Raw genomic sequence first — 23,395 nt, forward strand, 5'->3', positions numbered from 1 at the left:
CGCGGTGTAGGCCGTCAATCTTGTCCTGCCGCTGCGATGACCCATCTCCCTGATGGCGACATCAGGGGACACTTCCATGCCAACACAGATCCTCTTCATCCAGGGCGCGGGCGAAACCACGCATGACCAGTGGGACAACAAGCTCGTCGACAGCTTGGCGCGTGAACTCGGCGATGCCTACGCCATCCGCTATCCCCGCATGCCCGATGAGGGCGATCCGCATTACAATGCCTGGAAAGCTGCTATCGTCGCCGAGTTCCAAACCCTTGAGGATGGCGCCATCCTGATCGGCCATTCCTTCGGCGGCACCGTGCTTCTGCATACGCTTGCCGAGGACTGGCCGGCATTCGAGCCAGGCGCGGTCATCCTCATCGCGCCGCCCTTCATGGGCGAGGGCGGGTGGGAGAGCGATGAGATTGCCGGGCGCGACGACTTTTCCGAAAGCCTGCCGGAGGGCCTGCCCGTGCTCATCTATCACGGCAGCGAAGACGATACCGTGCCCTTTGCCCATATCGAGCTCTACGCCAGGGCGATCCCGGATGCCGTCCTCTGCTCGCTGCCGGGGCGCGATCATCAGCTCGACAGCGATCTCGCCGACGTCGCCAAGGATATAGTCTCGCTGGACGGATAGGCGGCCGCTCCATTCCATCCGACAACCATTGCCATCGCATCCTCCTGCATCGCTGAAATCAAAGCCGATGCAGGAGCTGGCGCATGGTGTCTGAGCATTCCGGAACAAATTGTAGGGCGGCGGGGCACCCCGGCCGCCGCCCTCACGCCATCGGCATGATCCAGCCGCTGGCCGGCCTCTTTCTTGCGGCCGGCTTCGTGGTCCTGCTCGCCGGCCGCCATGAGTGGCAGCTCATCCGTGCGGAGCGCATCCAGCAGGAGGTCGTCGTTCGATGAACCCCTTCAGCCTGCGCTTCGATTTCGACGAACTCGTCATTCCCATTCTCGGCCGCAACGATAACGGCCTGCTGCTCTATGGCTCTGCCGAGCTTGCGGGCGATCATGAGGGCTTCAGCGTCGAGATGATCCATCTTGCCGAGGGCTCGGTACTTCGCCCGACCGGCAATGCCGAATCCGGCATGCCCGCGCCCTTTGCCGACGAACTCTTCCGGCGCATCGCCGCTGTCATCGGGAACGACAAGACGGTGTGCGGACGCCACGCGGCGATGGAATGGGCCGAGCTCGTGGAGCGCCACAGCGAGGCGGCCTGAGCGCCGCGTGCCGGTGCGAAACATCACCCTCTTTGTTTGCTATCGAGCGTCCCGAGCTTCCGAAAAAGTCTCGCTGATATGGATCGTGATCGAAGATAGGAATAATTTCCTTGATTGTTGTCCGCATTGGCGGATACAACCTTATGACGGCAGCGATATCCAGAGAGGGAGTTTTGCATGCAGGCCTGCCCGCTCCAACGGAGCGACGATACGGAGCTCGTCTTGCTCCGCAGCGAGCTGCACGAAGCGGCAATGTTTGCGGAACTGCGGCTGAAAGCGATGCCCGACTATGCCGATACCGTGGAGGAAGCGGCCGCCATCGAGGCGATCCTGCAGCGGGGTGAGGTGATCGCCGACCAGATGCTGTCTCTGCAGGCGGCGACATCGGATGGGGTCGAGGCCCGGCTGCGTGCGACGCTCTGGAAACGTGGCGAATATATCGGGACCTATCTGGGTGAAGAATAAATGAGGCTACTCGACCTTCCTGCCCTTGGAGACCGTCCAGGAATCTGCGTGGTTTTCAACGAGGAAGCCAATACGCTTGCTGTCGCCTATGACCGCGTGACACTGCCATCCCTCGCGCTTGTCTTCGGCCTCCAGAAGGCGGACATCCGTGATCACGTCGGAGCAGAATTTGTCGCCTTCGATCCTCCAGTGTCCGTTCGCTCTCTTGCTGCCTTTCTGGTAGATCGCCGTGCCGTCCGGATTGAAGTACTGAACCTCATTCTCGTTGCTGATCGAATTTCCCTCCAGCGCCGCCTTGATCTCCACGCTCGTCATCGTTTGCGCTAGAGCCATTCCGGCCGGCAGGACGGCCACGGCGGCAGCGAGCATCGTTGATGCCTTGAACCAGGTCATCTTATCTCTCCTCTCCGTTCATCCTCTTCCCGGAATGATGCGCCTGATGCCACGCGATCACAACCAGCATCGATGCTGCTTGCGGCCAATCGCTTTTATCGGCCGGCCGGCCGAGGCTCGTCAGATTGCCCACTGCAAACTGCGTCGCCACAGCACCGGAACTATGCCCATATCTTCGGTTCAATCTGTCGCCCATCTTTCAGTTGGACAGGGTGGGGTCTTCTGCCGCACCCACCCTAAATCGCCGGCAGCATCCCGCCATCCACCCTGAGATTCACCCCGGTAATATAGCCGGCGCGCGGGCTGACGAGGAAGGAGACCGCGTCGGCGATCTCCTCCAGCGTGCCCACGCGACCCATCGGCACTTCGGCGAAGAGCGGCAGCACGACCTGCTCGATCGTCTCCCATGCGGCATCCCCGGCAACGCCACGCTCGCCGGCGACCTCGCGGAAGCGGGCGTCGAGGCGGGCGCTGCGGATCGTGCCCGGCGAGATCGTGTTGACGGTCACGCCTTCGGTCGCCACTGCCTTGGCCATGGAAGAGGTCATGGCGTTCATGGCAGCCTTGCAGGCGGAATAATCCGGCCTGCCGGCAGGCGGCATCAGGCCTGCGAGGCTGGAAATGTTGATGACGCGGCCGAAGCCTGCCTTGCGCATCTCGGGCAGCAGCCTTGTGGTGACCCTCACGGCTGCCAGGACATTGCGGTCATAGGCTTCGGCCCAGGAGGCGGGACGGCTTGCCGCCCAATCCTCCGGCTGGCCGGAACCGCCGGCATTGTTGACGAGGATGTCGATGTGGCCGGCAAGCCCGCGTGCCTCGGCGATCAGTCCTTCCACCTCTTCGTCCAGGGTGAGGTCCCCGGTGACCGCATGGGCGCGGCCGCCTTCGGCAATGATCTCACGGGCCACGCGCTGTGTTTCGCCCCTGTCGCGGCCGTGGACGATCACGGTAGCCTTCTCGCGGGCGAGCCCTCGCGCGATCGCTTCGCCTATGCCTTTGCTGCTGCCGGTAACAAGCGCTGTCCTGCCGTCGAGTTTCAAATCCATGGCCGTGTCCCTATCTTGGAGTGGATGCAACACAGAAGAACAGGATGATGCTCGACACAATTACGCACTTAAAAGTGCCCATGGACCAGGAAGAGCGCTCCGCCTGCCTCGGGCCTGACGGCTCGGTTGCGCATGTGGCGCGGGTCATGAAGATGATCAGCGGGCGCTGGAAACTGCCGATCCTGTTCCGGCTCTTTGCCGAGCCCTCGATACGCACCTTGCAGCTGAAGCGGGACATGCCGGGTATTTCTCAGAAGATGCTGACACAGCACCTGCGGGAACTGGAAGAGGACGGGCTGATCGAGCGGCGTGATTTCGGCGAGAAGCCGCCACGCGTGGAATACCGACTGTCTCAGGCGGGCAGGGCGCTGATGCCGGTCTTGATGGCGGCTCGGGAGTTTTCGCGGGATTATTCTGCCGGGAGGTAGAAGAGGCATTCAGTCACGCGCTGCGAATGTGCGGCCCGCTCATCCGCCCTTCGGGCACCTGACCGGGGTCGAGCGACCTATCTCGCCCTTTCTTTCTTACCCGGCAAGAGGAGAGGGTTAGGGCGAAGGGCGCGGCCGCTGCGGTCAGGATAAGTCGTTGAACCCCGCAAACAAAAACGGCGCCCCTTGCGGAGCGCCGTCGCCTGCCGAAGCAGAAAGACCTGAATCAGATCAGAAGGCCTGGATGTTAACAGCCTTCGGGCCCTTGCCCATGCGATCCGGCTCGGTGTCGAAGGAAACCTGCTGGCCTTCGCGGAGCGACTGGATGCCAGAAGCCTGGAGAGCGGAGATGTGGACGAAAACGTCCTTCGCGCCGCCTTCCGGCGTGATGAAACCAAAACCCTTGTCCTGGTTGAAGAATTTTACGGTGCCCTTGGTGGCCATGGGGGATAGTCCTTTTCCCATTGGTAGTTAGTTTATCCGCACCCCCGGCGGTGGGGAGGCGGACGGCTTTAGCTTTCGCGTTTCGGCCTGGAAGCCGGACGCGAAGGGTCAGTCGAGACGTCACGTACGGGGAAAGAACATCTACGCACATGGGTGTCACCCATGCCGCCCAACCGGAATTGGCGCTCCAGCCGGACATTACCACTTCAGTCCAGTCACCGGCATGCGAAATGCCCGAGTGTCGCAGTTGGTGCCAGCATTTCGGGCAAAAAGCAAGCGGTAATATTGTGGCATGTCTTTCGCGGTTGCGAGAATTGATGATGATTCAAATGGTTGGCAGAGTGTTAGTCTATGCTGACGGATCTGTATCATTGCGGGACGGGGGGCGCATTTGCAACCTGGGCGTGGTTCGATACTACTGCTGGCCGAGGTATGCGGCGGGTCGGCCATGGCTTTTTTAGGCAGCGGCCGCACAAACTTCGCAACGAGGGGAAGGCCGTGCCGTGGGATCGAGCCTTTCTGCCGGCCACACCAGAGGGAAAACTCGTCGCATTAACCTTTCATCTGTGGGAAAATCGGCGCCGTTCCACAATTTCGTCCCGAGCTGCCGCAAATATGGCAGCGTGTTTCGGGGCTTGATGCGGCGTCTGCCAGCCGGTAGGTCTCGGAGGGACGAAGCAGTGAATGAAGGAAATGCCGGCGTGATCGATCCCTATGCCATGCTCGGACTGGAGCGCGACGCCAGTGGAGAGGCGATCAAGCTTGCCTGGCGCAAGGCCGCCAAGGGCGCGCATCCGGATGCCGGCGGCGATGTCGACAATTTCAACCGGCTGCAGATCGCCTATGAACTGCTGCAGGATCCCGTGCGCCGGCGTGTCTATGACGATACCGGCTACGATCCGCAGCTTGCCGATCCCAGGGATCTCGAAGGCGTCTTGATGCTGGAATCGCTGGTCAACGAGGTGATCCTCGACGAGCGCGAACCCGGCAGCTTCGATCCCGTGGCCGCCATGCGCCGCAAACTCTCCGACGACATCGTCAAGAGCCGCTTCCACATCCTGGAGCTCGAACGCCACCGCGCCCGCGTGCGCAAACACATAGACCGCCTCGGACGCCGCCCGGAAACCGACGTGCTCGGCTCCATGCTGCGCGCCCGCAGCGAGGCCATCGCCGACGCCATCCGCAAGACGGAAAAGCAGATCGAGACGATCGAGCACACCTATACGATGCTCGAGGGTTACTCGTATGAGGTGGAGGTTCTGGCGCCGCTGGAGGAGGTGACGGTGGAGGTGGTGGAGCCGCAGCGGGGGGAGGCTGCGGAGTAGGGCACGGTTTGCCCTTGTTTCTCCGCTCTCGATGAGTAACTGCAAACTGTGTGCGTGGCCCCCTCATCCGGCCCTTCGGGCCACCTTCTCCCCGCCGGGGAGAAGGGGCGTTGCTGCAACGCCTCGCTCACCACCAAACTACCTCATTTGATAGCAAATGGTGCCGCGGGTTCCCCTTCGCCCCAGCGGGGAGAAGGTGGCCCGAAGGGTCGGATGAGGGGGCCACGCTGCATGGCGCTATCCCCCATCTGATCTGAGGCCGGAGACCGGGCACTGCGCTTCTCTGCCGCACTGCCTTGACGGTGACTGCGGCGCATCCAAGTTGCCGCTGTGGGCTTAAGCCTGTCATCCGGAACGAGGTCATCCCGTGAAGTTCTTCCAGTTCCTCCTCTGTCTCACGGCCCCCCTTTTCATCCTTCCGCAGGCCCAAGCCGACGAACTCGTCCACTTCGACAGTGCCGTCGTGAAACCGAGCCCGTTTCTGGAGCGCAAGGCGAAAGAGCAGGGCGAGGTGTTGCCGGTACCGCAGGCGACCCCATTGATCGGTTATCTCACCCGCCCGCAAGGCGACGGGCCGTTTCCGGCTGTCGTACTGATGCACGGATGCGGGGGCATCCATCCGCATGTGAGAGACGTCTGGCCGGAGCGGCTGGTCTCCTGGGGGTATGTCACGCTCGTGGTCGACAGTTTCACCACGCGTAACATCGAGAACAGCTGCAAGACCTATCTTCCCGATCGGGTGTTCGATGCTTATGGGGCGCTGGACTTCCTGACGAAGAGCGGCTTCGTCGATGCCTCGCGCGTCGCGCTGATGGGCTTCTCGGCGGGTGGGATTGCGACGCTGGAGGCGACGAAGATCGAGGGGAACGAGCAGTTCATGGATGAGAAATTCAGGGCGGCGGTCGCCTATTATCCGGTCTGTGCGCCACATGAGAGCGATGCGACGGTGCCGACGCTGATCCTGAACGGCGATCTCGATGACTGGAGCCCGGCGTAGCGTTGCCGGCAGCGGATCGCCAATCTCAGCGGCAAGGGGCCGCCGGTCGAATTGCATATCTATCCCGGCGCGCGTCATGATTTCGATGATGAAGCCATGACCAAGCCGAAGACGGTCTTCGGGCATGTGGAGGAATATAATGCTGCCGCCGCGGAACAGTCGATCGCCAGCGTTCAAGCCTTCCTGAAGACATATATCGGCAAATAGCGCCTGCTCGGCGGCGATGACGAAGGCGAGGAGCAGGCCCGCATCGCCCGGCGCTACTGCGCGAGATAGCCGCCGTCGATGTTCAGTTCCGCCCCGGTGACATAGCTTGCCTCGTCGGAGGCGAGGAACAGGCAGCCATAGGCGATCTCGATCGGCTGGCCGCCGCGTTTCATCGGGGTCGTGTCGATGACGATCCTGTTCAGGTCCGGGTTCTGGGCGTCGGTCAGCGGCGTGTGGATGAAACCGGGATGGACGGAATTGACGCGGATTCCCTCGCCGGCATAGGTCATGGCGGCATTCTTCGACATGTTGCGCACCGCGCCCTTGGCGGCATGATAGCTATGGGCGCCCGAGACCGCGGCGCTGCCCCAGATCGAGGAGATATTGACGATGGCGCCTGCCTGCTGCTTGCGCATGACGCGCACGGCCTCGCGCATGCCGAGGAAGACGCCGGTCTGGTCGACGGCGATCATCTTCTGCCAGTCCTTCATTTCCAGCTTGTCCAGCGGCTCGTAGGCGATGATGCCGGCATTGTTGATCAGCACGTCGAGACGGCCGTGCTTGCGCACGATGGCGGCGACGGCCGATGCCCATTGTTCCTCGCGGGTCACATCGAGCATGATCGTCTCGACATCGCCGGCATAGGGTTTTGCCGGCGGCTTGATATCGGCGGCGATCACGATGGCGCCTTCGCTGGCGAAGAGGCCGGCCACCGCATGGCCGATGCCGCCTGCCGCTCCCGTGATCAAGGCAACCTTGCCCTCAAGTCTCATGTCGCCACTCCCTGATCCGTTGAGGATTGCGTCACCTGGCGGTGACGCTGTTTCCTTGCCTGTGGTTTGCGCTATTTGCCTGCTGGTGCGAGCACTTCCATGCGCATCACCTTGACGCCGCCATCGGCGAGATCGGGCAGCTTGGCGAACCAGTCCTTCACGTAGGGCATGGCGTTGTGGGCCTCGAAATCGGCCTGGTTGGCGAAGATCTCGTAGAAGATGAAATGGCCGGGGCTTTCCCGGTTTTCCTGCAGGAAATAGACGAGATTGGCGGGATCGCCGCGCACGAGATCGATCAGCGGCAGGGTGACGGCGCGAAGCTCGGCCTCCTTGCCGGGCTTGGCGCGCACTTCGGCGACGATCGAATAGGCGCCGTCAGAGATCTTCGCATAGCCGACGCCCGGTCCGCCCTCGGCGGCGGCGAGGCCCGGAAAGAGGCCCGCCAGCAGCAAGGCCGATATCTGCAGATAGGCAAGAGTTTTCATGGCATGTCTCCTTGTCCCGCGAAGGCTCGCAACGGAGCCGCGGTCTGGATGTCGGATATTGCGGGATGGGCTTAGTTGGCGCTCGCGAGGCGCATATGCGCTTCGTGCGCATCGGCGAAGCGCTTCTTCACCGGGCCGAGCGCTTTGACGAATTCCAGCTGTTCGCCTTCCGGGCCCTTGCAGTAGATCAGCTCCCAGCCATCGGAGGGGGCGACCGTCACCTTGTTGGTGTTGGTGTCCTGGGGTGCCGCCTTTCGTTCCTCTTCCGTGGTGACGCGGATGATGCGGTTTGCGCGCACCTGCGTCATGCCGCGCCGGGCGGATTCCGCTTCGAGATCGGTGATGAACTGGTTGAAGTCGACATCGTCACGCACATAGAAGCAGATATGCATCATGCGCGGGAAGGCAGGGCTCATGTGCTCCACCGGCTCGGCAAAGGCTTTCGGGCCGCCCATCGGCTGGTCGGCATCGCGATATTGCAGGAGTTCGATCACCACATTGTCGAACTGGATGAAGCGCACGTCGAGGCGCTGGGCGCCGCCACGCAGATCGGGCACGCCGATGGTGCGCGGATTGACGCCGAGCGTATTGGCAATGATCTCCTGGTCGGCCAGCAGCGTGTTCTGCACCGCATCGCCCTGGAAATCGCCGTGGCGGAAGACTTCCGTGCCGCCGAGAACGGCGGTGTAGAATTCATAGGCGCGCTCCATGTTCTGCACGGTGAGGCCGAAATGCTGGACGCCCTGCAGGCGGGCGCCGAGCGAACCGGGGTCGCGGGCAGCTGCCGGCGCCTGCTGCGCCGACACCTTGGTGCTGACCGAAAGGGCTGCGGCCATGCCGCCGATCGCAACGCCGCCGGCGGCGCGCAGTACGGTGCGGCGATCGGGGTTTTCGGGCTGGTTTTGGCTCATCTGCTCGTGTGACATGCTTTTCTCCTCGGGATATCGGATGGTTTTGCTGTTCGGGCAATTGATGGAATTCTAGATCGGCGGCGCTTGCGGCCGGGGTGAAGATCGGGGAAATTCGGTGAAGGCGCATGGGCCGTTTCACCTTTCACCGGGAGGAAACCGGCCGCTGGGGGCTGGCGCCCGGAGGGGGATGATATGGAGAGAAGGACAGCGTGGCTCGGGCCGGCGGCGATCGTGGTCGGCTCGGGGCTCGGCATGTATTTCAGTATCGGTATCGTGCTGATCTACGGTTTCAGCGTCTTCATCCTGCCGATTGTCGAGGATACCGGCTGGGACCGGACGGCGGTCGCTGCCGTCGTGGCGCCGATCGCCATCGTCAACGGGCTGATGTCGCCCGTCGTCGGCGCGCTGACGGATCGGTTCGGACCGCGCCGGGTGCTGATCGCATCCTCGATCCTGATGGCCCTCGGGCTGACCGCCGTCGGCATCACATCGCACAGCCTGCAGGCCTTCGTCGCCGCCGTCACCATCGCGAGCCTGCTCGGTGCTGCGCAGACCGGCGTGCCCTATACCTATGTGATCGTCGGCTGGTTCAGCGCACGGCGCGGCCTTGCGCTCGGCATCATGCTCTCCTTCGTCGGGCTCGGCATCGCCACGGTTCCGCCGGCACTTGCCTTCATCATTTCGCTCTGGGGATGGCGTTTTGCCTTCGTGGCGGCCGGCATCGCGGCAATGGCGATCACGCTGCCCGTCGCCTTCTTCGTCATCCGCGATCCGCCGGCGGCAAGCAAGGCTGCGCGCAGCGAGGGGCATGACGTGCCGCAGGCGTTGAGGACGTCGAGTTTCTGGCTGATGCTGGCGGCCTTCTTCCTCAATTATTTCGCGGCTGCCGCGGGTTCGATCTCGCTGCCGGTGCAGCTCGCCGATCGTGGTGCGGCGCCTGCGCAAGCGGCCTTCGTGATGAGCATGGTGGGGCTCTCCTTCATCGTCATGCGCCTCGGCTTCGGGGCGCTGCTCGACAGGTTTCCGCCGGTGCCGCTGACGGCGCTCGCCTTTCTCGCACCCGTTGTCGGCCATCTGATCCTTCTGAATTCGGAGGGGCAGGCGGCGGCCTATGTCAGTGCCGTGTTCTTCGGCCTCGCCACCGGGGCGGAGGGCGATGCGATCGGTTTCCTGCTGGCGCGGCGGTTCGGCATGCGCAGCTTCGGCAAGCTTTTCGGCATCAACTACATGGCGCTGACAATGGGGGCCGGCCTTGGCCCGGCCATGCTGCATTTCCTGGCCCAGGGAGGGACGCGCTACGATGAGGCGCTGACGGTCTTTGCGTGTATCGGGGCGATTGCGCCGCTTCTGCTGATGCTCGATCGCGGCATACGGTCACCCGAGCGCGTCGGGGCGTGACAGGCCCTGGTGCAGCTGGCCGGCGAGGCGGTGTCCGTCGCTTGCGGCCGGCAATGCATCGAGGAGCAGGCGGGCGCGGAGGAGGTCGCTGGTCTCGCAACCGTCGGCGAAGCGCCGATGGATGGGCGCCAGCAGATCGCTTGCCCTTGCGCCGTGCCCTTGCCAGAACCATTCCTCGGCAAGCGTCGTCGCGATGCGCAGCTCCCATGAGAGCGCGCCTTGCCGGTGGGCGAGATCGAGCGCCTGCAGATAGAGCGCTTCGCGGTCCTCTACCGTGCGTGCGGCACTTTCCCGGCGCAGCAGATCGGCCTTGATGCGCAAGAGCTCCGGCATGCACCAGAATTCACCTGTCGAGGCGGCGCGCGCGATGGCCGCCTCGATGGCCGCAAGCCCGGCCGAGGCATCACCGTGTTCGCCGAGCCCGGCCGCATAAATGCCTGCGTAGAAGGGGCAGCGCATGCGGAAGCCCACCTCATCCAGCTCGTCGAGAGCGCCCTTCATCAGAGTAAGCCCCGTGATATTGCCGCCCTGCAGCAGCCAGTCGGCACGCAGGCAGCGGCCCATCGCCATCCAGATCGTCATGGCATGTTCGGCCATGTGCAGCTCGATGGTGGCGAGCATGGGCTCGGCGCCCCCGAGGTCTCCGGTCCAGAGCGCGATGGGGCAGGTGGTGTGGATGAGCGCATTGCAGAGCGCCAGCGCGTGCTGGGCGGCGCGCGCCTCCTGCAGCTGGCGTTCGGCCATGGCGACGGCCTTTTCCGGATGGCCCTGCAGCCAGAGCACATTGGCAAGCGTGCCGCGGGCAGCCGAGCGCGGGTCGAGCTGGAAGCGGGCGATATCCGAACGTGTCACCGGCGGCACGTAACGGGCGATCATGCGTTCGAAATGACGGCGGGCCTTGCCGAGTTCGCCGAGATAGCGCAGCGCCGTTCCCGTCTGCCGCTCGACATTGGTGCGGGCGGCCAGATCGCCGATGCTCTCGGCGAGCCTTCTGATCCTTTCGGCGGTCGAGAGCGTCGTGCGGTGGTCGCCGGTCCAGGTGGCGTAGTCGCAGAGGCCCCAGAGGCAGCTCATCTGGCTTTCGACATCGCCGAGCGCTTCGGCGCAATCGAGCGCCATGGTCCAGGCGGCCTTCACCTCCGGAAGCGGCCCGCAGGTGTGAAAGAGCGCCGTGCCGAGCGCCAGATGCAGCTTCATCTCGTCGCGCAGGCTTCTGTGACCGGCAAGGGATTTGCCGAGCGCGCCCTCGACACGGACGCGGCATTCCTCGACGAGCGACAGATGCTCCCAGAAGGGAATTGCGGCGACCGTCAGCGCCACGGCGAGCGCGGTGGTGCGGCTGCCGGAAAAGGCCCAGCCGAGCGCCAGGCGGATATCATCGACCTTGCTGCCATATTCGGCCAGCCACTGTGCCGTCGGGCGGATCTTCCACTCGGCCTCGGCGCGTTCGGCAAGCGCCAGGAGGTGTTCGGCATGGCGCTGGCGCAACGCCTCGTGCTCACCGCTCTCCGCCAGTTTCTGCAGGGCGTAGCGGCGCGTCATGTCGAGCAGCCGGTATTGCGTGCCGAGTTCTCCGCGCTCGATGGCGATCAGCGATTTGGCGACGAGATTTGCCACGCCATGCATGCACTGTGCCCGCGCATGGCCCTTGTCGACCGCGACGGCGCAGGCCGATTCCAGGCTGAAGGCGCCGGCGAAAACCGAGAGCCGCCGCAGGAGCATGCGTTCGGGCTCGGCCAGCAGCCCGTAGCTCCAGTCGAGCGTTGCGGCCAGCGTATGGTGGCGGTCCGGGCCGGAGCGCAGGCTGCACAGATGCGACTGTTCGGCGAGAAGATCGAGCAGCTCACCGGCGCTGAAGGCATCGAGCCGGGGCGCGGTCAGTTCGATCGCCAGCGCCAGCCCATCCAGCTTGCGGCAGATTTCGGCAACGATAGGCGCGTCGGCATCCCCGAGTTCGAAACCGGCAAAGCTCTTGGCGGCGCGCTCGACGAAAAGCTCGACGGCCGGGAAGGCCAGCGCTTCGGCGGCGGAGAGCGCGATACCCTGCGGCGGGGTGTCGAGCGGCGGCAGCCGGTAGAGCTGTTCGGTAGAGGTACGCAGCGGCTCGCGGCTGGTCGCGAGAATGCGCAGCCTTGGTGCTGCGGCAAGCAGCATTTCGGTGCAGGCGGCGGCCGCCTCGATCACATGCTCGCAATTGTCGAGGATCAGCGTCAGTTCGCGATCGGCGGCAAAGGCGGCAAGCGCTGCCTCGATATTGGCCGAATGCACCCTGAGCCCGAGCGCCGCGGCAATAGAGGTCGGCACCAGCGCCGCATCGCTGACCCGTGCCAGATCGACGAACCAGATGCCGTGTTCGCAGGCGCCTGTCAGCTCATCGGCGGCGGCAAGCGCCAACCGGGTCTTGCCGATGCCGCCGGGACCGACGATCGTCACAAGGCGGGAATGGGCGAGGACATCCAGCGCCGTCTTCACCGCATCGCTTCTGCCCACCAGCCGGGTCGTGGAGACCGGCAGGTTATGGGCACGCGGCGGCATGGCTGCGGCAGGCGCCGGCTTTTCTCCATCCCAGGAGACCTGCACCGGCGAGACGAAGCGATAGCCGCGACCGCTCACCGTCGCGATATAGCTGATATCGGTGGCGGCATCGCCGAGCGCGCGGCGAATGGCCGAGACCGTGACCTTGAGATTGCTTTCCTCGACAAAGGTTTCCGGCCAGGCGCGCGAGACGAGTTCGGTCTTGCCCAGGATTTCGCCGGGCCGTTCCACCAGGGCTGCCAGAATCTCCAGCGCACGGCTGCCGAGGCGCACCGGCCGCTCGTTTTTCACCAGCGACTGCCGCTCAGGAGTGAGGATGTACGGCCCGAAGGAATAGGAACGCAAGGTCGAAGCTCCAGACACCAAGGCCCTGACGGGTCTCCAGGCCGCGATGATAACCGCCGCAAGGCGCAAAAACCATGGCCCTGGATTCTGATCCCACTGCCTTCCGGCGCCGCGCCGTGGAGCCCGAAAATATTGGCCGGTTTTGACGAGAGAAACGCGATGAACGGCACCGGCCTGCAGGCATGGCGGAGGGATGCGGGCGCGCTGCGGCAACTGGGCCAAGAAAAAGCCCGGCGGGGTTTTCCGGGCTGGAGGTGGTTTTTGGCGGGTGCGGCGGGTCGTTTCCTCCGCGCCTCTTATGCGGCCTGTTTCCCCTCTGGCCGTTCCGAAACGATCGATCATTGGCGATTGAGATCAGAGATGGTGCTTGCTCGAAAATTGAGAAGGGGGCAGAGCCCGGGCAGCATGATCAAATTCATGGGAACAATGTCTGCGATCGTCGGTTCCTTATCTACCAGCAACTGATCCCATCAGGAGAATATCGATGCGCACGAAAATTGTCGCAGTAACGCTGCTCGCCCTTGGCATGGCCACATCGGCCTTCGCCCAGTCCAACCCCGCCCCGACAGGCGCCACCATGGACAAGAACACCACTGATTCCGGCGGCGGCGCCGGCGTCAAAGCCAAGAAGCCTGTCGCAACGGACAAGATGAAGACCGGCAGCACGAAAATGGGCAGTATGAAGTCGAACAAGGTTCATTGCCCTGACCCTGCAAGCAGCAGCGGCACTGGTCCCGGCAAGCTGCAGACCCAGGGCGGCACCAGCAATGCAACACCGATGGACGAGGCCTGCGCAGCGCACAACAACTGAACCCACAAAGCCTGATACGGCGCGGGTCGAGAAGATGCCCGGTCATCATGTGGTGGCCGGGCGTTTTCGTGTCGGATGGGGTGATTAGGCGAGCAGCATCGCAGGCGGTTGAAAGGGAGGGCAGGTTGGGCGCCCGCATTTTAGCGCTCCGATACCAAGCGATTGCTCCGCGGAAGGAAGTGCGGCGCCACACCCCAAAGCCGATGGCAACGCGCAAATATCCCGCTATGCTCCTCAAACCACCGAAGCAGGAGCATACCGCGCGTGCCGCATATCTACATCGTCACCGATTGCGAATTCGACGGCCCGATACCGGGCAGCCATTCGATGCTGTCCTTCGCCTCCGTCGCCGTTTCCGAGACAGGGCAGATGCTCGGTGAATTCGAAGCCGTGTTGCAGCCGCTGGAGGGCGCTGGACGCGACCCCGTCACCACGGCCTTCTGGCAGGCGCATCCGCAGGCCTTGGCGGCCGCGACTGAAAATCCCGAGCCTGCGCCCGATGTCATGGCCCGTTTCACAGCCTGGGTGAAGGCCTTCCGGGCCGAGCCGATCTTTGCCGCCCATCCCGTGACGCTCGACGCTCCCTGGATAGATCACTATCTGAAGCGCTTCACCGGTCGGCCGCTATTCGAAGGGCCGTGGATCGCCGACCGCCTGTTCCGCCATCCGCCGCTCTGCATCATGTCGCTGGTGGCGGGCGCGACGGGGCGCAGCCCGTGGGAATGCGATATCGCCCATTATCCGCGCGAGTGGCTGGGCAACGTGCCGCACACACACCGCGCCATCGACGATGCCCGCGGCTATGCCAATCTCCTGCATTTCTTCCTGACCCGGCGCGAGCCCGGCGGCGGCTACCGTCCGCTTCTGTCTTAAGCCCGGCTCTAGGTCAGCCGTATCAAGCCGGCCTCCGTCGGCCTGAAACCGCAAGCGCGGTAGAAGCCGTGAAGATGCGGCTCGAAATCGACATGCAGCCATTCCGCCCCGCGCTCCCGGGCAACCCGCACAGCCTCCATCACAAGCGCTGTCGCGATACCCTGCCGGCGCAGATCCGGATGAACCGTGGTGTCGAGGAGGAAGGCATGGATGCCGCCATCCCAGGCGACATTGACGAAGCCGATCAGCCGCCCGTCATGATAAGCGCCGAGATGGGCAAGGCTGCGCGACAGGATACGGGTGAAATCCGGCGCCTCAGCACCCTCCCAGGCAGCCGGCCAGAGGGCAGCGAATTCTTCGGGCGAGGGGAAAGGGTCGATGCGGATGTCTGGCATGGGCTGTTTCCGGTTGTGGCGTTGGGAGGCGCAAGTCCCAGCATAGCGGAACGCGGCCGTAGCGCATCATCGACCGGACGGTTGGGGCCGCGAGAGGTCGCCTATGTGCGGGACGAAGCTTCCCCGCCGTTTTCGTGCCCTCGTGCCGATGCGAGGAGGGCATGAGGTCACTGGCGGGCACCCATCCAGGAGCCAACAGGACCCCCTACTGCGTTTCACTCAGCAGCGCACTCAGGCTCCACGGCTGTTCGCCCTGCTGGTCGGCGATATCCTCCACCTTCCAGCCGCCATGCTCCTTCACCAGCGTGTAATAGAGCGTCACCTCTTCGCCGTTGCGGAACTGCACCTCCAGCTCGGCCCGGTCGTCCAGCAGGATCGGCTCGCCGATCTCGACATTGCTTGCCTTGCCATCCTGTCCGGCAATGACGGGATCGAAATCGATCGCGCCGACTTCGCCATCCGGCGTGTTGTCGATATCGGCCTGCAGCATCTCGTTCAGATGGTCGGAGAAGAAGGCCGAATAGGGCGAGGGGCCGTCATCATCGGCCTTGTCCGTGTCGAAGCTGTAGAGGGCTTCAAGCAGCGCTTCCGGGGTCTTGTAGGTCGCGGCGAAACCCGAGGAGGCGATCAGCGCCGACAGGGCGAGGCCGAGGATGAGGGTGGACAGGCGCATGTGCGCTCCTTCTGCTGAGTGAGGATGTGTAGCAGGAGTCGCGGGTGCGGAGGGAGGGTGTTTCGCGAAAAGAAGTGCCGCCGAACGCGCCGTCACAGCGCCCGCGAAAGGCCACGGCTGGCAAGCACATTGCGGGCCGCCGTCACGCCCCATTCCTCGTCGAGGTCCTGTCCCGCAAGTTCGGCTTCGGTCACAGCGGTCACGCGGATCAGCGGCACGGCGCCGAAAGGCAGGCCCTCGATGCGACCGTGATCGCGGCTCAGCATGATGTGCTGAAACGGCCGGTAATCCTCCGTCAGCCGGCAGAAGAGAACGGCGCCGTGACGCTCCACATCGCGGGCCACCCGGTGGCCATCGGCCACGAGATCACCGATGCTGATCAGCAGGTTGCCCCAGCTGTCGATGCCCTCGGCATCCAGCGCGTTATCGTCAAATTCCATGAAGAGCTCGCATTCCACGCCGTTCTCCGGCTCGGATATGCCCGCCCAGGGCGTGGAAAGCCCGTCGGTGGCGAGCAGCAGCACCGCGCCGCCATCGCTGCCGCGACCGCGGATCGAAAGCACCCGGCGATGCGGGCCGAACCATTTCGTCTGGTTATAGCTGTTGGGCGTACCGCGCTCGGCGGCAAAGCTGTCATCGACGGCGCCGCGGGCCTGCCAGAAGGCACGCCGCGCCGATGCCGCCGCCTCATAGACGGGATCATCGATCCCGCGCGGCACGATCGACCGGTCGAAGCTGGTCTCGATCGTCACCTGAGCGCGCATGAAGGGAATTTTCGGCCTCTTCCAGCGGATCACCACCTTGTTGAAACCGGGGCCATCCGACCCATCGACCGCGCCGGCCGCCAGCTTCTCGACGATATCGGCGATGCGGCTCAGACTGTCCGGCCTGCTTTCCTCCACATGGTTGCCCTCGGCATCGCGAAAGCCGCCCGTGCGGGAGGAATGCCCGGCCTGCATGGTGGTCGCCTGCCATTCACCACTGACTGCGCCTGCCGGCGGTTTGGCGAGGATGGAACCAAGCTCCCGCATCGCGTCATCGGTCGTATAGGCCGCCATGTTGCCGCTCCAGGGTGTGGTGGTGTGCCCGCGGAGATGGGGCAGGGTGGAGGTAGGGCGGGGATAGTGGAGGGCAATGACGGGTGTGATTTAGTTTGAGTCTGGATAATGCGACAGCTGTACACCAACGTTGCGAGCAGCCGACCATGGATCGAGACGCCGTCTCCATCGTGTCCGTGCTCAAAACAAGGACTAAGCTTTCCCTTTTCTAGGACAGGACAAAGTGGAGGAGTCGTTCACCTGATGCGCGCATCACTGTATCCCGTAGTGGGCAAGAAAGAAAAGGCGCCGAGCCGACGTCAAATTTCACCAAAGCGTTCATCTCTCTCGAAATTGCGACCGGGCCTCAAAGCTGCTGTTCTACCAGTGATCTCTTTTTAATGTTGAGAGACACCGGCCCGTTTATCGAGTTTTGATTGAGGAACCCCTTATCTGCCAGGGCCTTCAACGAAGCCTCAAACGTCAAAACCGTTTGGCAATAATGATTCTTTAGCGTGTTAGGGGATATTTCCTTCTCTCCCCAGTATTTCTTTCTTGTCATTACAGCAAGAATTTGACGTGCGCCGACATCAAGTTCCATTCTTTCCGAGAATCCAATAATCGATTGATCAAGATTCTCAAGTATATCTTCAAAAGAATCAATGCCGAAATAATGACTATGCGTCTGTTTGACAGTAGCGATATCGGATGATCCAATTAGTACAACCTCGAACTTCCTATCTTCTGTATATTGTTTCTCATACTTGATATAGGTTTCGACAGCGGTTGCTGGATCGCGCCCAACGACGTCCCAAGTGACGAAATTTCCGCTCGACCAATCAAAAACCAATATCCAGTTATTCAACCCGTTTGGATTTTTCGCTTCTATCTCAATCAGTGTTTTGATGATGTCGTCGTTCACATAGCCCGCCAAGACGTTACCTCGGTCGGAATTTTTTATTATCTTTTCCGCGACTTCTCTTAAAGCATTAAGGCTCAATTTCTGTCGAACGCTCGGAAGACGTCCAGCCTCCATCTCGAAAAATATGTCTGAGAGTTCCTTGAAGTAGTTTATGACATTTGTATCACCTTCCTGCTCTTTGAGCAGGTAGCCGTATATTACAGAAGTTCTTTCAATGCTTTCCGCCCAATAATGTTGAATTTTACTCCTAATCTGCAACTCGAGATTTAGCTTCCCGCTTTCTATTATCAGATGCACAGACCTATAACCGGTTACATCCCGTCCTTTTTCGCGGTAATCTGTCTTTTTCTTTAAATACAAGCTCTTTTGCTGTTGTATTTTCTGTTCTAAGAATACTATTAGATTATCGACGTCGGTGTTCTTATCAACGATTATTCTCAGTCCTCCAATGTCTTGAAGTTGCGTCAATCGAACGCTAAACCTGTTGAGCTTTCTGAGAATCTGAGGCTTCCGCTTCAATCTCTGTGCAATGTAGTAACGTCCCCCGTATTCGGTGAGCATCTTCTGTATATCTAGTGTGAGCTCCGATAGAGGGGCGAGATGCCGTTTTCGAAAGTCATCGAAGGCATACTCCAATTCAATAGACTCTTCAGTAATTTCGGTCGGCGGCTTCGAAAGAACGGACCCGGCTTTATCAATTTTCGCTTTGGAATACATCATCAGGTTAAACTGCCATAGATTCGTAGCATTGCAACTCCTAGTTAACGGGAAGCTGGCATCCAGTGACAGTTACGCGCCGGTCTACAGTTTCAGTCTTGGCGCGCTTATCCTGGCCGTAACGATGTTTCGACAATAGCGATTGTGTGGTCAGCGAATCTGACTATTTTGAGTTGATTAGACCGCATCGGAATTGATATGCGCCAGATAACCGACCTCGAGTTTTCGCTAATTGAAAGTAAAGTAAAAAAATCCGCCGATAAAATCGGGCTTGATGATCGTTCGACTGGTTTCCTTTATCTGATATTGGACTCACTTTTTCCAAGGTCTGGAGAGGATATATCGTCACTTATCACCGACGGGGGGAGCGATAGGGGAGTTGACGCGGTATATATTCAAGAATCCGGCAACGTCGCACATATCAGCATTGTTCAAAGCAAATATGCTTCCACTATTAAAAGCGCTGGCAGAACTTTTCCTGGCAATGAAATTGATAAGCTAATCTCATTCATACGAGACTTAGTAGATAGAGTTGCTGGACTGCCTGAGTCTGTAAATCCGCTTTTGCGGGGAAAGATTGTCGATATATGGCGCCTGGTTGATCAAGGAAAAATGATATACATACATATCTTCCTTGTCTCAAATGCGTTGCCACTCGCAACCCATGAGCGGAAAAGACTGGATGCTTTTTGTTCGCAATACGAATTTATTTCTGTAGAAGAATTGTCCTATCAGAGCATCATAAGCTTAATATCTAGCGATGGGCGAACTAAAGAAGACGGTATACTTGATACTGTTGACGTACAAAAATATGAAAGAGCAGATTGCGACATTCGAGGATTAGTCGCAAATGTAGATGCCAGATCTTATATTGATATGATCTCGAATGAAGGTGGCAAAACGACATCTCTTCGATGAGAATATTCGTGGTTTTCTGGGTTTGGACGGAGGATATAACCGTCAAATTCATCAGAGTGCCCTTTCGGAAGAAAATCATCTTTTTTGGTATCTGAACAATGGCATTACGATTATCGCAAAAGAATTCACTCATCAGAAGGTGAGGGGATCCAAGATCCACCTGACTGACTTTCAGATTGTCAACGGAGCTCAAACTTCTTACTCCCTTTTGGAGGCCTACAAGAGGGATCCGGACAAAGTCGGAGAAGTTGTGCTGCTGGTGAAGATCTTTGCATCAAGCCGACCTGATATATCAGAGCAGATTGCGATAGCAACAAATAGTCAAGCCCGTATTGCGCCGCGTGATCTCAAGGCCAATGATGCAATTCAAAAGAAGATCGGCGCGGTTTTTGAAGATAACAGTTTGCTGTATGAGCGGAAAAAGAATCAATTTGAAATTGGAGATCAAAGAGATCGTATTGATTCATTGAAATTGGGCCAAGCAATTCTGGCATATCGCCTTCACGCACCGCATTTGGCAAAGACGGCGTCCGACGAGATTTTTGGATCTATGTATAATCTAATTTTTTCGGAGAAGTTAGACGGAGATTATCTTGTAAAACTGGCAAGACTGTATCTTTTCGTTAACTCTGTACGCGAGGCGGATCTCACTCTGTTACGAAAGCAAGAAAATTTTGACAACAGTAATGAGTTTATAGCCTATACCCAGTGGTACATAATGTATTGCATATCGTTGATGATGGGGGGTGAGGGTCTATTTCTTCCCTCCGAACATCAGTTTGAGGACTACTGTGAGCGCGCTAAATCTGTAGTTTCGAGTATTGCGGAGAAATATAAGTCTCAATCGTTTTATAGAGTATTCAGATCGGGAAAGACAAAAGAACTCATCATGGATGAGCTTGGAATTGGTCAGCTTAGATTTAACTTTTAATCATGTCCTGACCTTGGTAATAGCCGAATTGGCCGGATGGCTTAAGTATTAATTCAATTTTCACCGCCCCGGCCGCCCGGTCTTATTCTTCGTGCGCCCCTTGCGCCTCTGCTCGCCCGGATCCTCATAACTCCCGACACCCGTCTTCCCACGCACCAACGGCCGCACGTCGTCTCGCTCCGGCTGCCCCTCCAGCAGCGGCGAAAACCGGTTCGTGCTCTTGGCGGCATCCGGCTTTTCCGGCACATGCCCGGTCACCGGCTTTTCCGTGCGGCCGACGGTCATCTCATCCAGCGTGTTGCGGCGGAAGAGGGTCTTGTCGGCGGGGACCGGGCGGGCGTTGCGGCCGCCCATTTCGTCCAGTTCGGGTTTTGCGAAGTAGGAGGGTGAGGTGGGTGTGGCCCCCTCATCCGCCCTGCCGGGCACCTTCCCCCCGGTGGGGGGAAGGGACTCGCTGGTCGCCTTTGCGTTTCGCCTGATGCCTTCCATGGCCTTGGCTTCCTCGCGGGCGAGCGGGTCGTCCATGGCCGCCAGTTCCACCGCCTTGAGGCGTTTGATTTCGTCGCGCAGGCGGGCGGCCTTTTCGAAGTCGAGGTCGGCGGCGGCGTCGCGCATAGACTTTTCCAGCGCGTTGAGATGGGCCTGCAGGTTGTTACCGACGAGGTTGCCGCCATCGGCAAAGCCCTTGCCGGAGGCGCCGGAAATATCGGCGCGCACGTGGTCGCGCTCGTAGACCGAGTCGAGGATGTCGGAGATCTTGGCCTTGACGCTTTCGGGCGTGATGCCGTGCTCTTCGTTATAGGCCACCTGCTTTTCGCGGCGCCGGGCCGTCTCGTCCATGGCGCGCTGCATGGAGCCGGTAATGTTGTCGGCGTAGAGGATGACCTTGCCGTCGACGTTACGCGCTGCACGACCAATGGTCTGGATCAGCGAGGTCTCGGAGCGCAGGAAGCCTTCCTTGTCGGCATCGAGAATGGCGACGAAGCCGCATTCGGGAATATCCAGGCCCTCGCGCAAGAGATTGATGCCGACGAGCACGTCGAAAGCACCCAGACGAAGATCGCGGATGATCTCGATACGCTCCAGCGTGTCGATGTCGGAGTGCATGTAGCGCACGCGCACGCCCTGCTCATGCAGATATTCGGTCAGGTCCTCGGCCATGCGCTTGGTCAGCACGGTGCAGAGGGTGCGATAGCCCTTGGCGGCCGTCTCGCGGATTTCGCCGAGCACGTCGTCCACCTGGCTGCGGGCGGAGCGCACCTCGACGGGCGGATCGATGAGGCCGGTGGGGCGGATGACCTGTTCGGCGAAGACGCCGCCGGCCTGTTCCATTTCCCAGCCGCCGGGGGTTGCCGACACGGCGACCGTATCCGGGCGCATGGCATCCCATTCCTCGAAGCGCAGCGGGCGGTTGTCCATGCAGGAGGGCAGGCGGAAGCCATATTCGGCCAGCGTCGCCTTGCGCCGGAAGTCGCCCCGGTACATGCCGCCGATCTGCGGAATGGTGACATGGCTTTCGTCGATGAAGACGATGGCATTGTCTGGCACATATTCGAACAGCGTCGGCGGCGGGTCGCCGGGGTCGCGGCCGGTGAGGTAGCGCGAATAGTTCTCGATGCCCTGGCAGGAGCCGGTGGCTTCCAGCATCTCGATATCGTAGCGGGTGCGCTGCTCCAGGCGCTGCGCCTCCAGCAGGCGGCCGGCCTTTTCCAGCTCCACGAGGCGGCCCTTCAGCTCTTCCTTGATGGATTTGATCGCGGCATTCAGCGTGGGGCGCGGCGTCACATAGTGCGAATTGGCGTAGATTTTTACCGATTTCAGGTCGCCGGTCTTCTGGCCGGTCAGCGGGTCGAACTCGGTGATGGCGTCGATCTCGTCGCCGAACATGCTGATGCGCCAGGCCGCGTCTTCCAGGTGGGCCGGGAAGATTTCGATCGTGTCGCCGCGCCTGCGGAAGGAGCCGCGCTGGAAATCCATGTCGCGGCGCTTGTATTGCTGGGCCACAAGATCGGCCAGCAGCTGGCGCTGGTCCAGCCTGTCGCCGACATTCATCTGGAAGGTCATGGCCGTGTAGGTTTCGACCGAGCCGATACCGTAGATGCAGGAGACGGAGGCGACGATGATGCAATCGTCGCGTTCGAGCAGGGAGCGCGTCGCCGAGTGGCGCATGCGGTCGATCTGCTCGTTGATGGAGCTTTCCTTCTCGATATAGGTGTCGGAGCGCGGCACATAGGCTTCCGGCTGGTAATAATCGTAGTAGGAAACGAAATATTCCACCGCATTGTCGGGGAAGAAATTCTTGAACTCGGAATAGAGCTGGGCGGCCAGCGTCTTGTTCGGCGCCAGGATGAGGGCCGGGCGCTGCGTTTCCTCGATCACCTTGGCCATGGTGAAGGTCTTGCCCGAGCCGGTGACGCCGAGCAGGACCTGGCTGCGCTCGCCGGTCTCCAGCCCGCCCACGAGATCGCGGATCGCCGTCGGCTGGTCGCCGGCGGGGCTGTATTCCGAGGCCATGCGGATCGAGATGCCGCCTTCGGATTTATCCGGCCGGGCAGGGCGGTGCGGCGTCCAGATCTTGCCGTTCTTGTGCAGCGGGTTGCCGCTCTCGATCAGCTTGGAGAGCGCCTCGACGGTCGCGGTGACGCCGCCATTGGCAAGACTGCCGGCATCTTCAAGCGAGATATCGAGACCGGCCACCGGGTTCAGGCCCGCCGCCGCACGCGTCTTCGGGTCGCTCGACCCGCCGATGGAAACGCCGCGCGCCGTCTTGCTGACGGTGGCCTTCTTGTTGACGCTGACGGCCTCCGTATGCTTGCGCGCCTCGTTCTCCACCTTCTTGCGGTGCTTGCCCGCCTTGGAGGCGATTTCGCGCTGGCTTTCGACGCCTGCCTGCTCGGCATCGGCTTCGAGCTGCTTCACCCAATCGGCGACACTGCCGCTGAGCGGGGCGCCTTCAAAGGACGATTGGGGAGCTTCCTCGAAACCATTCGAGGCGGGGGATTTCTTCGGAGATTTTGCCATGCGCGGAATATGGCTGTTGTCATGCGGAAATGGAAGGGGTTGAGAGTACAAAAGGGAAACGAATGAATCGTTCGGGATTTTGGAATAGTGGGGTGGCGGCTTCGGCCGCTATCGAGTCAAAGAGA

The 23,395-nt window shown here is 60.9% G+C and carries 23 protein-coding genes and 1 pseudogene; 12 read left to right on the forward strand and 12 right to left on the reverse strand.

The genetic code is table 11. The features are described 5' to 3' along the window. Positions 1-76: 76 nt before the first annotated feature. The 3 genes from FHX06_RS06965 to FHX06_RS06975 all read left to right on the forward strand — a co-directional run bounded on the left by FHX06_RS06965 (position 77) and on the right by FHX06_RS06975 (position 1,685). Positions 77-631 carry an alpha/beta fold hydrolase gene (locus tag FHX06_RS06965; protein WP_183878670.1) on the forward strand — a complete coding sequence of 185 codons (555 nt, stop codon included), beginning with the start codon at positions 77-79 and terminating at the stop codon, positions 629-631. 271 nt (positions 632-902) lie between these two features. Then, positions 903-1,220 (forward strand): hypothetical protein, encoded by a 318-nt coding sequence (locus FHX06_RS06970; RefSeq protein WP_183878672.1) that lies wholly within the window; start codon positions 903-905, stop codon positions 1,218-1,220. A 177-nt stretch (positions 1,221-1,397) separates the two neighbouring features. Next, entirely contained in the window at positions 1,398-1,685 is a 288-nt protein-coding gene (locus tag FHX06_RS06975; RefSeq protein WP_183878674.1) for a hypothetical protein, read from the forward strand. Positions 1,686-1,691: 6 nt separating this feature from the next. Here the strand turns inward: FHX06_RS06975 and FHX06_RS06980 are convergent, their stop codons facing one another. Then, positions 1,692-2,078 carry a hypothetical protein gene (locus FHX06_RS06980; protein ID WP_113015978.1) on the reverse strand — a complete coding sequence of 129 codons (387 nt, stop codon included), beginning with the start codon at positions 2,076-2,078 and terminating at the stop codon, positions 1,692-1,694. 236 nt (positions 2,079-2,314) lie between these two features. Then, positions 2,315-3,124, reverse strand: a complete 810-nt coding sequence (locus FHX06_RS06985; protein ID WP_183878676.1) for an SDR family NAD(P)-dependent oxidoreductase — start codon at positions 3,122-3,124, stop codon at positions 2,315-2,317. A gap of 47 nt (positions 3,125-3,171) precedes the next feature. Here FHX06_RS06985 and FHX06_RS06990 point away from each other — a divergent pair, with 47 nt between their 5' ends. Further along, the gene (locus FHX06_RS06990; RefSeq protein ID WP_210300495.1) at positions 3,172-3,552 is read left to right on the forward strand and encodes a winged helix-turn-helix transcriptional regulator; all 381 of its coding nucleotides are present in this window, start codon (positions 3,172-3,174) and stop codon (positions 3,550-3,552) included. A 231-nt stretch (positions 3,553-3,783) separates the two neighbouring features. Here FHX06_RS06990 and FHX06_RS06995 read toward each other — a convergent pair whose 3' ends face one another. Further along, the gene (locus FHX06_RS06995; protein WP_007818490.1) at positions 3,784-3,996 is read right to left on the reverse strand and encodes a cold-shock protein; all 213 of its coding nucleotides are present in this window, start codon (positions 3,994-3,996) and stop codon (positions 3,784-3,786) included. 719 nt (positions 3,997-4,715) lie between these two features. Between FHX06_RS06995 and FHX06_RS07000 the strand changes: the two genes are divergently transcribed. Together FHX06_RS07000 and FHX06_RS07005 are read left to right on the forward strand one after the other, a co-directional pair. Continuing rightward, positions 4,716-5,321 carry a J domain-containing protein gene (locus FHX06_RS07000; RefSeq protein WP_113117685.1) on the forward strand — a complete coding sequence of 202 codons (606 nt, stop codon included), beginning with the start codon at positions 4,716-4,718 and terminating at the stop codon, positions 5,319-5,321. 367 nt (positions 5,322-5,688) lie between these two features. Then, positions 5,689-6,525, forward strand: a pseudogene (locus tag FHX06_RS07005) (dienelactone hydrolase family protein). A 53-nt stretch (positions 6,526-6,578) separates the two neighbouring features. Here the strand turns inward: FHX06_RS07005 and FHX06_RS07010 are convergent. The 3 genes from FHX06_RS07010 to FHX06_RS07020 form a co-directional block, all read right to left on the reverse strand. Continuing rightward, positions 6,579-7,298, reverse strand: a complete 720-nt coding sequence (locus FHX06_RS07010; RefSeq protein WP_183878680.1) for an SDR family NAD(P)-dependent oxidoreductase — start codon at positions 7,296-7,298, stop codon at positions 6,579-6,581. Between the two features lie 71 nt (positions 7,299-7,369). Next, positions 7,370-7,783, reverse strand: a complete 414-nt coding sequence (locus FHX06_RS07015) for a putative quinol monooxygenase (RefSeq protein ID WP_183878682.1) — start codon at positions 7,781-7,783, stop codon at positions 7,370-7,372. Between the two features lie 71 nt (positions 7,784-7,854). Next, positions 7,855-8,709 carry a VOC family protein gene (locus FHX06_RS07020; RefSeq protein WP_183878684.1) on the reverse strand — a complete coding sequence of 285 codons (855 nt, stop codon included), beginning with the start codon at positions 8,707-8,709 and terminating at the stop codon, positions 7,855-7,857. A 177-nt stretch (positions 8,710-8,886) separates the two neighbouring features. On the opposite strand from FHX06_RS07020, the gene FHX06_RS07025 reads away from it, so the two are divergent. Next, complete coding sequence (locus FHX06_RS07025) at positions 8,887-10,092, forward strand: MFS transporter (RefSeq protein WP_246715507.1); 1,206 nt, start codon at positions 8,887-8,889, stop codon at positions 10,090-10,092. Here FHX06_RS07025 and FHX06_RS07030 read toward each other — a convergent pair. Beyond that, complete coding sequence (locus FHX06_RS07030; protein ID WP_183878686.1) at positions 10,069-12,972, reverse strand: ATP-binding protein; 2,904 nt, start codon at positions 12,970-12,972, stop codon at positions 10,069-10,071. The genes FHX06_RS07025 and FHX06_RS07030 overlap by 24 nt on opposite strands. Before the next feature lie 159 nt (positions 12,973-13,131). Between FHX06_RS07030 and FHX06_RS07035 the strand changes: the two genes are divergently transcribed. The 3 genes from FHX06_RS07035 to FHX06_RS07045 all read left to right on the forward strand — a co-directional run bounded on the left by FHX06_RS07035 (position 13,132) and on the right by FHX06_RS07045 (position 14,656). Continuing rightward, on the forward strand, positions 13,132-13,437 hold the full coding sequence (locus FHX06_RS07035) for a hypothetical protein (RefSeq protein WP_183878688.1): 306 nt from the start codon (positions 13,132-13,134) through the stop codon (positions 13,435-13,437). Between the two features lie 19 nt (positions 13,438-13,456). Beyond that, complete coding sequence (locus tag FHX06_RS07040; RefSeq protein WP_112971988.1) at positions 13,457-13,783, forward strand: hypothetical protein; 327 nt, start codon at positions 13,457-13,459, stop codon at positions 13,781-13,783. A gap of 264 nt (positions 13,784-14,047) precedes the next feature. Then, a complete protein-coding gene (locus FHX06_RS07045; protein ID WP_183878690.1) occupies positions 14,048-14,656 on the forward strand; it encodes an exonuclease domain-containing protein in 609 nt (202 codons plus the stop codon). 8 nt (positions 14,657-14,664) lie between these two features. Here the strand turns inward: FHX06_RS07045 and FHX06_RS07050 are convergent, their stop codons facing one another. The 4 genes from FHX06_RS07050 to FHX06_RS07065 form a co-directional block, all read right to left on the reverse strand. Beyond that, a complete protein-coding gene (locus FHX06_RS07050) occupies positions 14,665-15,051 on the reverse strand; it encodes a GNAT family N-acetyltransferase (protein WP_183878692.1) in 387 nt (128 codons plus the stop codon). A gap of 205 nt (positions 15,052-15,256) precedes the next feature. After that, the gene (locus FHX06_RS07055; protein ID WP_183878694.1) at positions 15,257-15,724 is read right to left on the reverse strand and encodes a DUF3828 domain-containing protein; all 468 of its coding nucleotides are present in this window, start codon (positions 15,722-15,724) and stop codon (positions 15,257-15,259) included. A gap of 92 nt (positions 15,725-15,816) precedes the next feature. Further along, on the reverse strand, positions 15,817-16,782 hold the full coding sequence (locus FHX06_RS07060) for a hypothetical protein (protein ID WP_183878696.1): 966 nt from the start codon (positions 16,780-16,782) through the stop codon (positions 15,817-15,819). Positions 16,783-17,128: 346 nt separating this feature from the next. Further along, a complete protein-coding gene (locus FHX06_RS07065) occupies positions 17,129-18,403 on the reverse strand; it encodes a RelA/SpoT domain-containing protein (protein WP_183878698.1) in 1,275 nt (424 codons plus the stop codon). A gap of 195 nt (positions 18,404-18,598) precedes the next feature. Between FHX06_RS07065 and FHX06_RS07070 the strand changes: the two genes are divergently transcribed. After that, a complete protein-coding gene (locus FHX06_RS07070) occupies positions 18,599-19,318 on the forward strand; it encodes a hypothetical protein (protein WP_183878700.1) in 720 nt (239 codons plus the stop codon). Next, on the forward strand, positions 19,287-20,249 hold the full coding sequence (locus FHX06_RS07075; RefSeq protein ID WP_183878702.1) for an AIPR family protein: 963 nt from the start codon (positions 19,287-19,289) through the stop codon (positions 20,247-20,249). Before FHX06_RS07070 ends, FHX06_RS07075 begins: the two co-directional genes overlap by 32 nt. A 60-nt stretch (positions 20,250-20,309) precedes the next feature. Here FHX06_RS07075 and uvrB read toward each other — a convergent pair whose 3' ends face one another. After that, the gene (gene uvrB, locus FHX06_RS07080) at positions 20,310-23,270 is read right to left on the reverse strand and encodes an excinuclease ABC subunit UvrB (RefSeq protein WP_183878704.1); all 2,961 of its coding nucleotides are present in this window, start codon (positions 23,268-23,270) and stop codon (positions 20,310-20,312) included. Positions 23,271-23,395 lie beyond the last annotated feature (125 nt).

This window comes from Rhizobium sp. BK512, assembly GCF_014194915.1.
GTDB lineage: Bacteria > Pseudomonadota > Alphaproteobacteria > Rhizobiales > Rhizobiaceae > Rhizobium.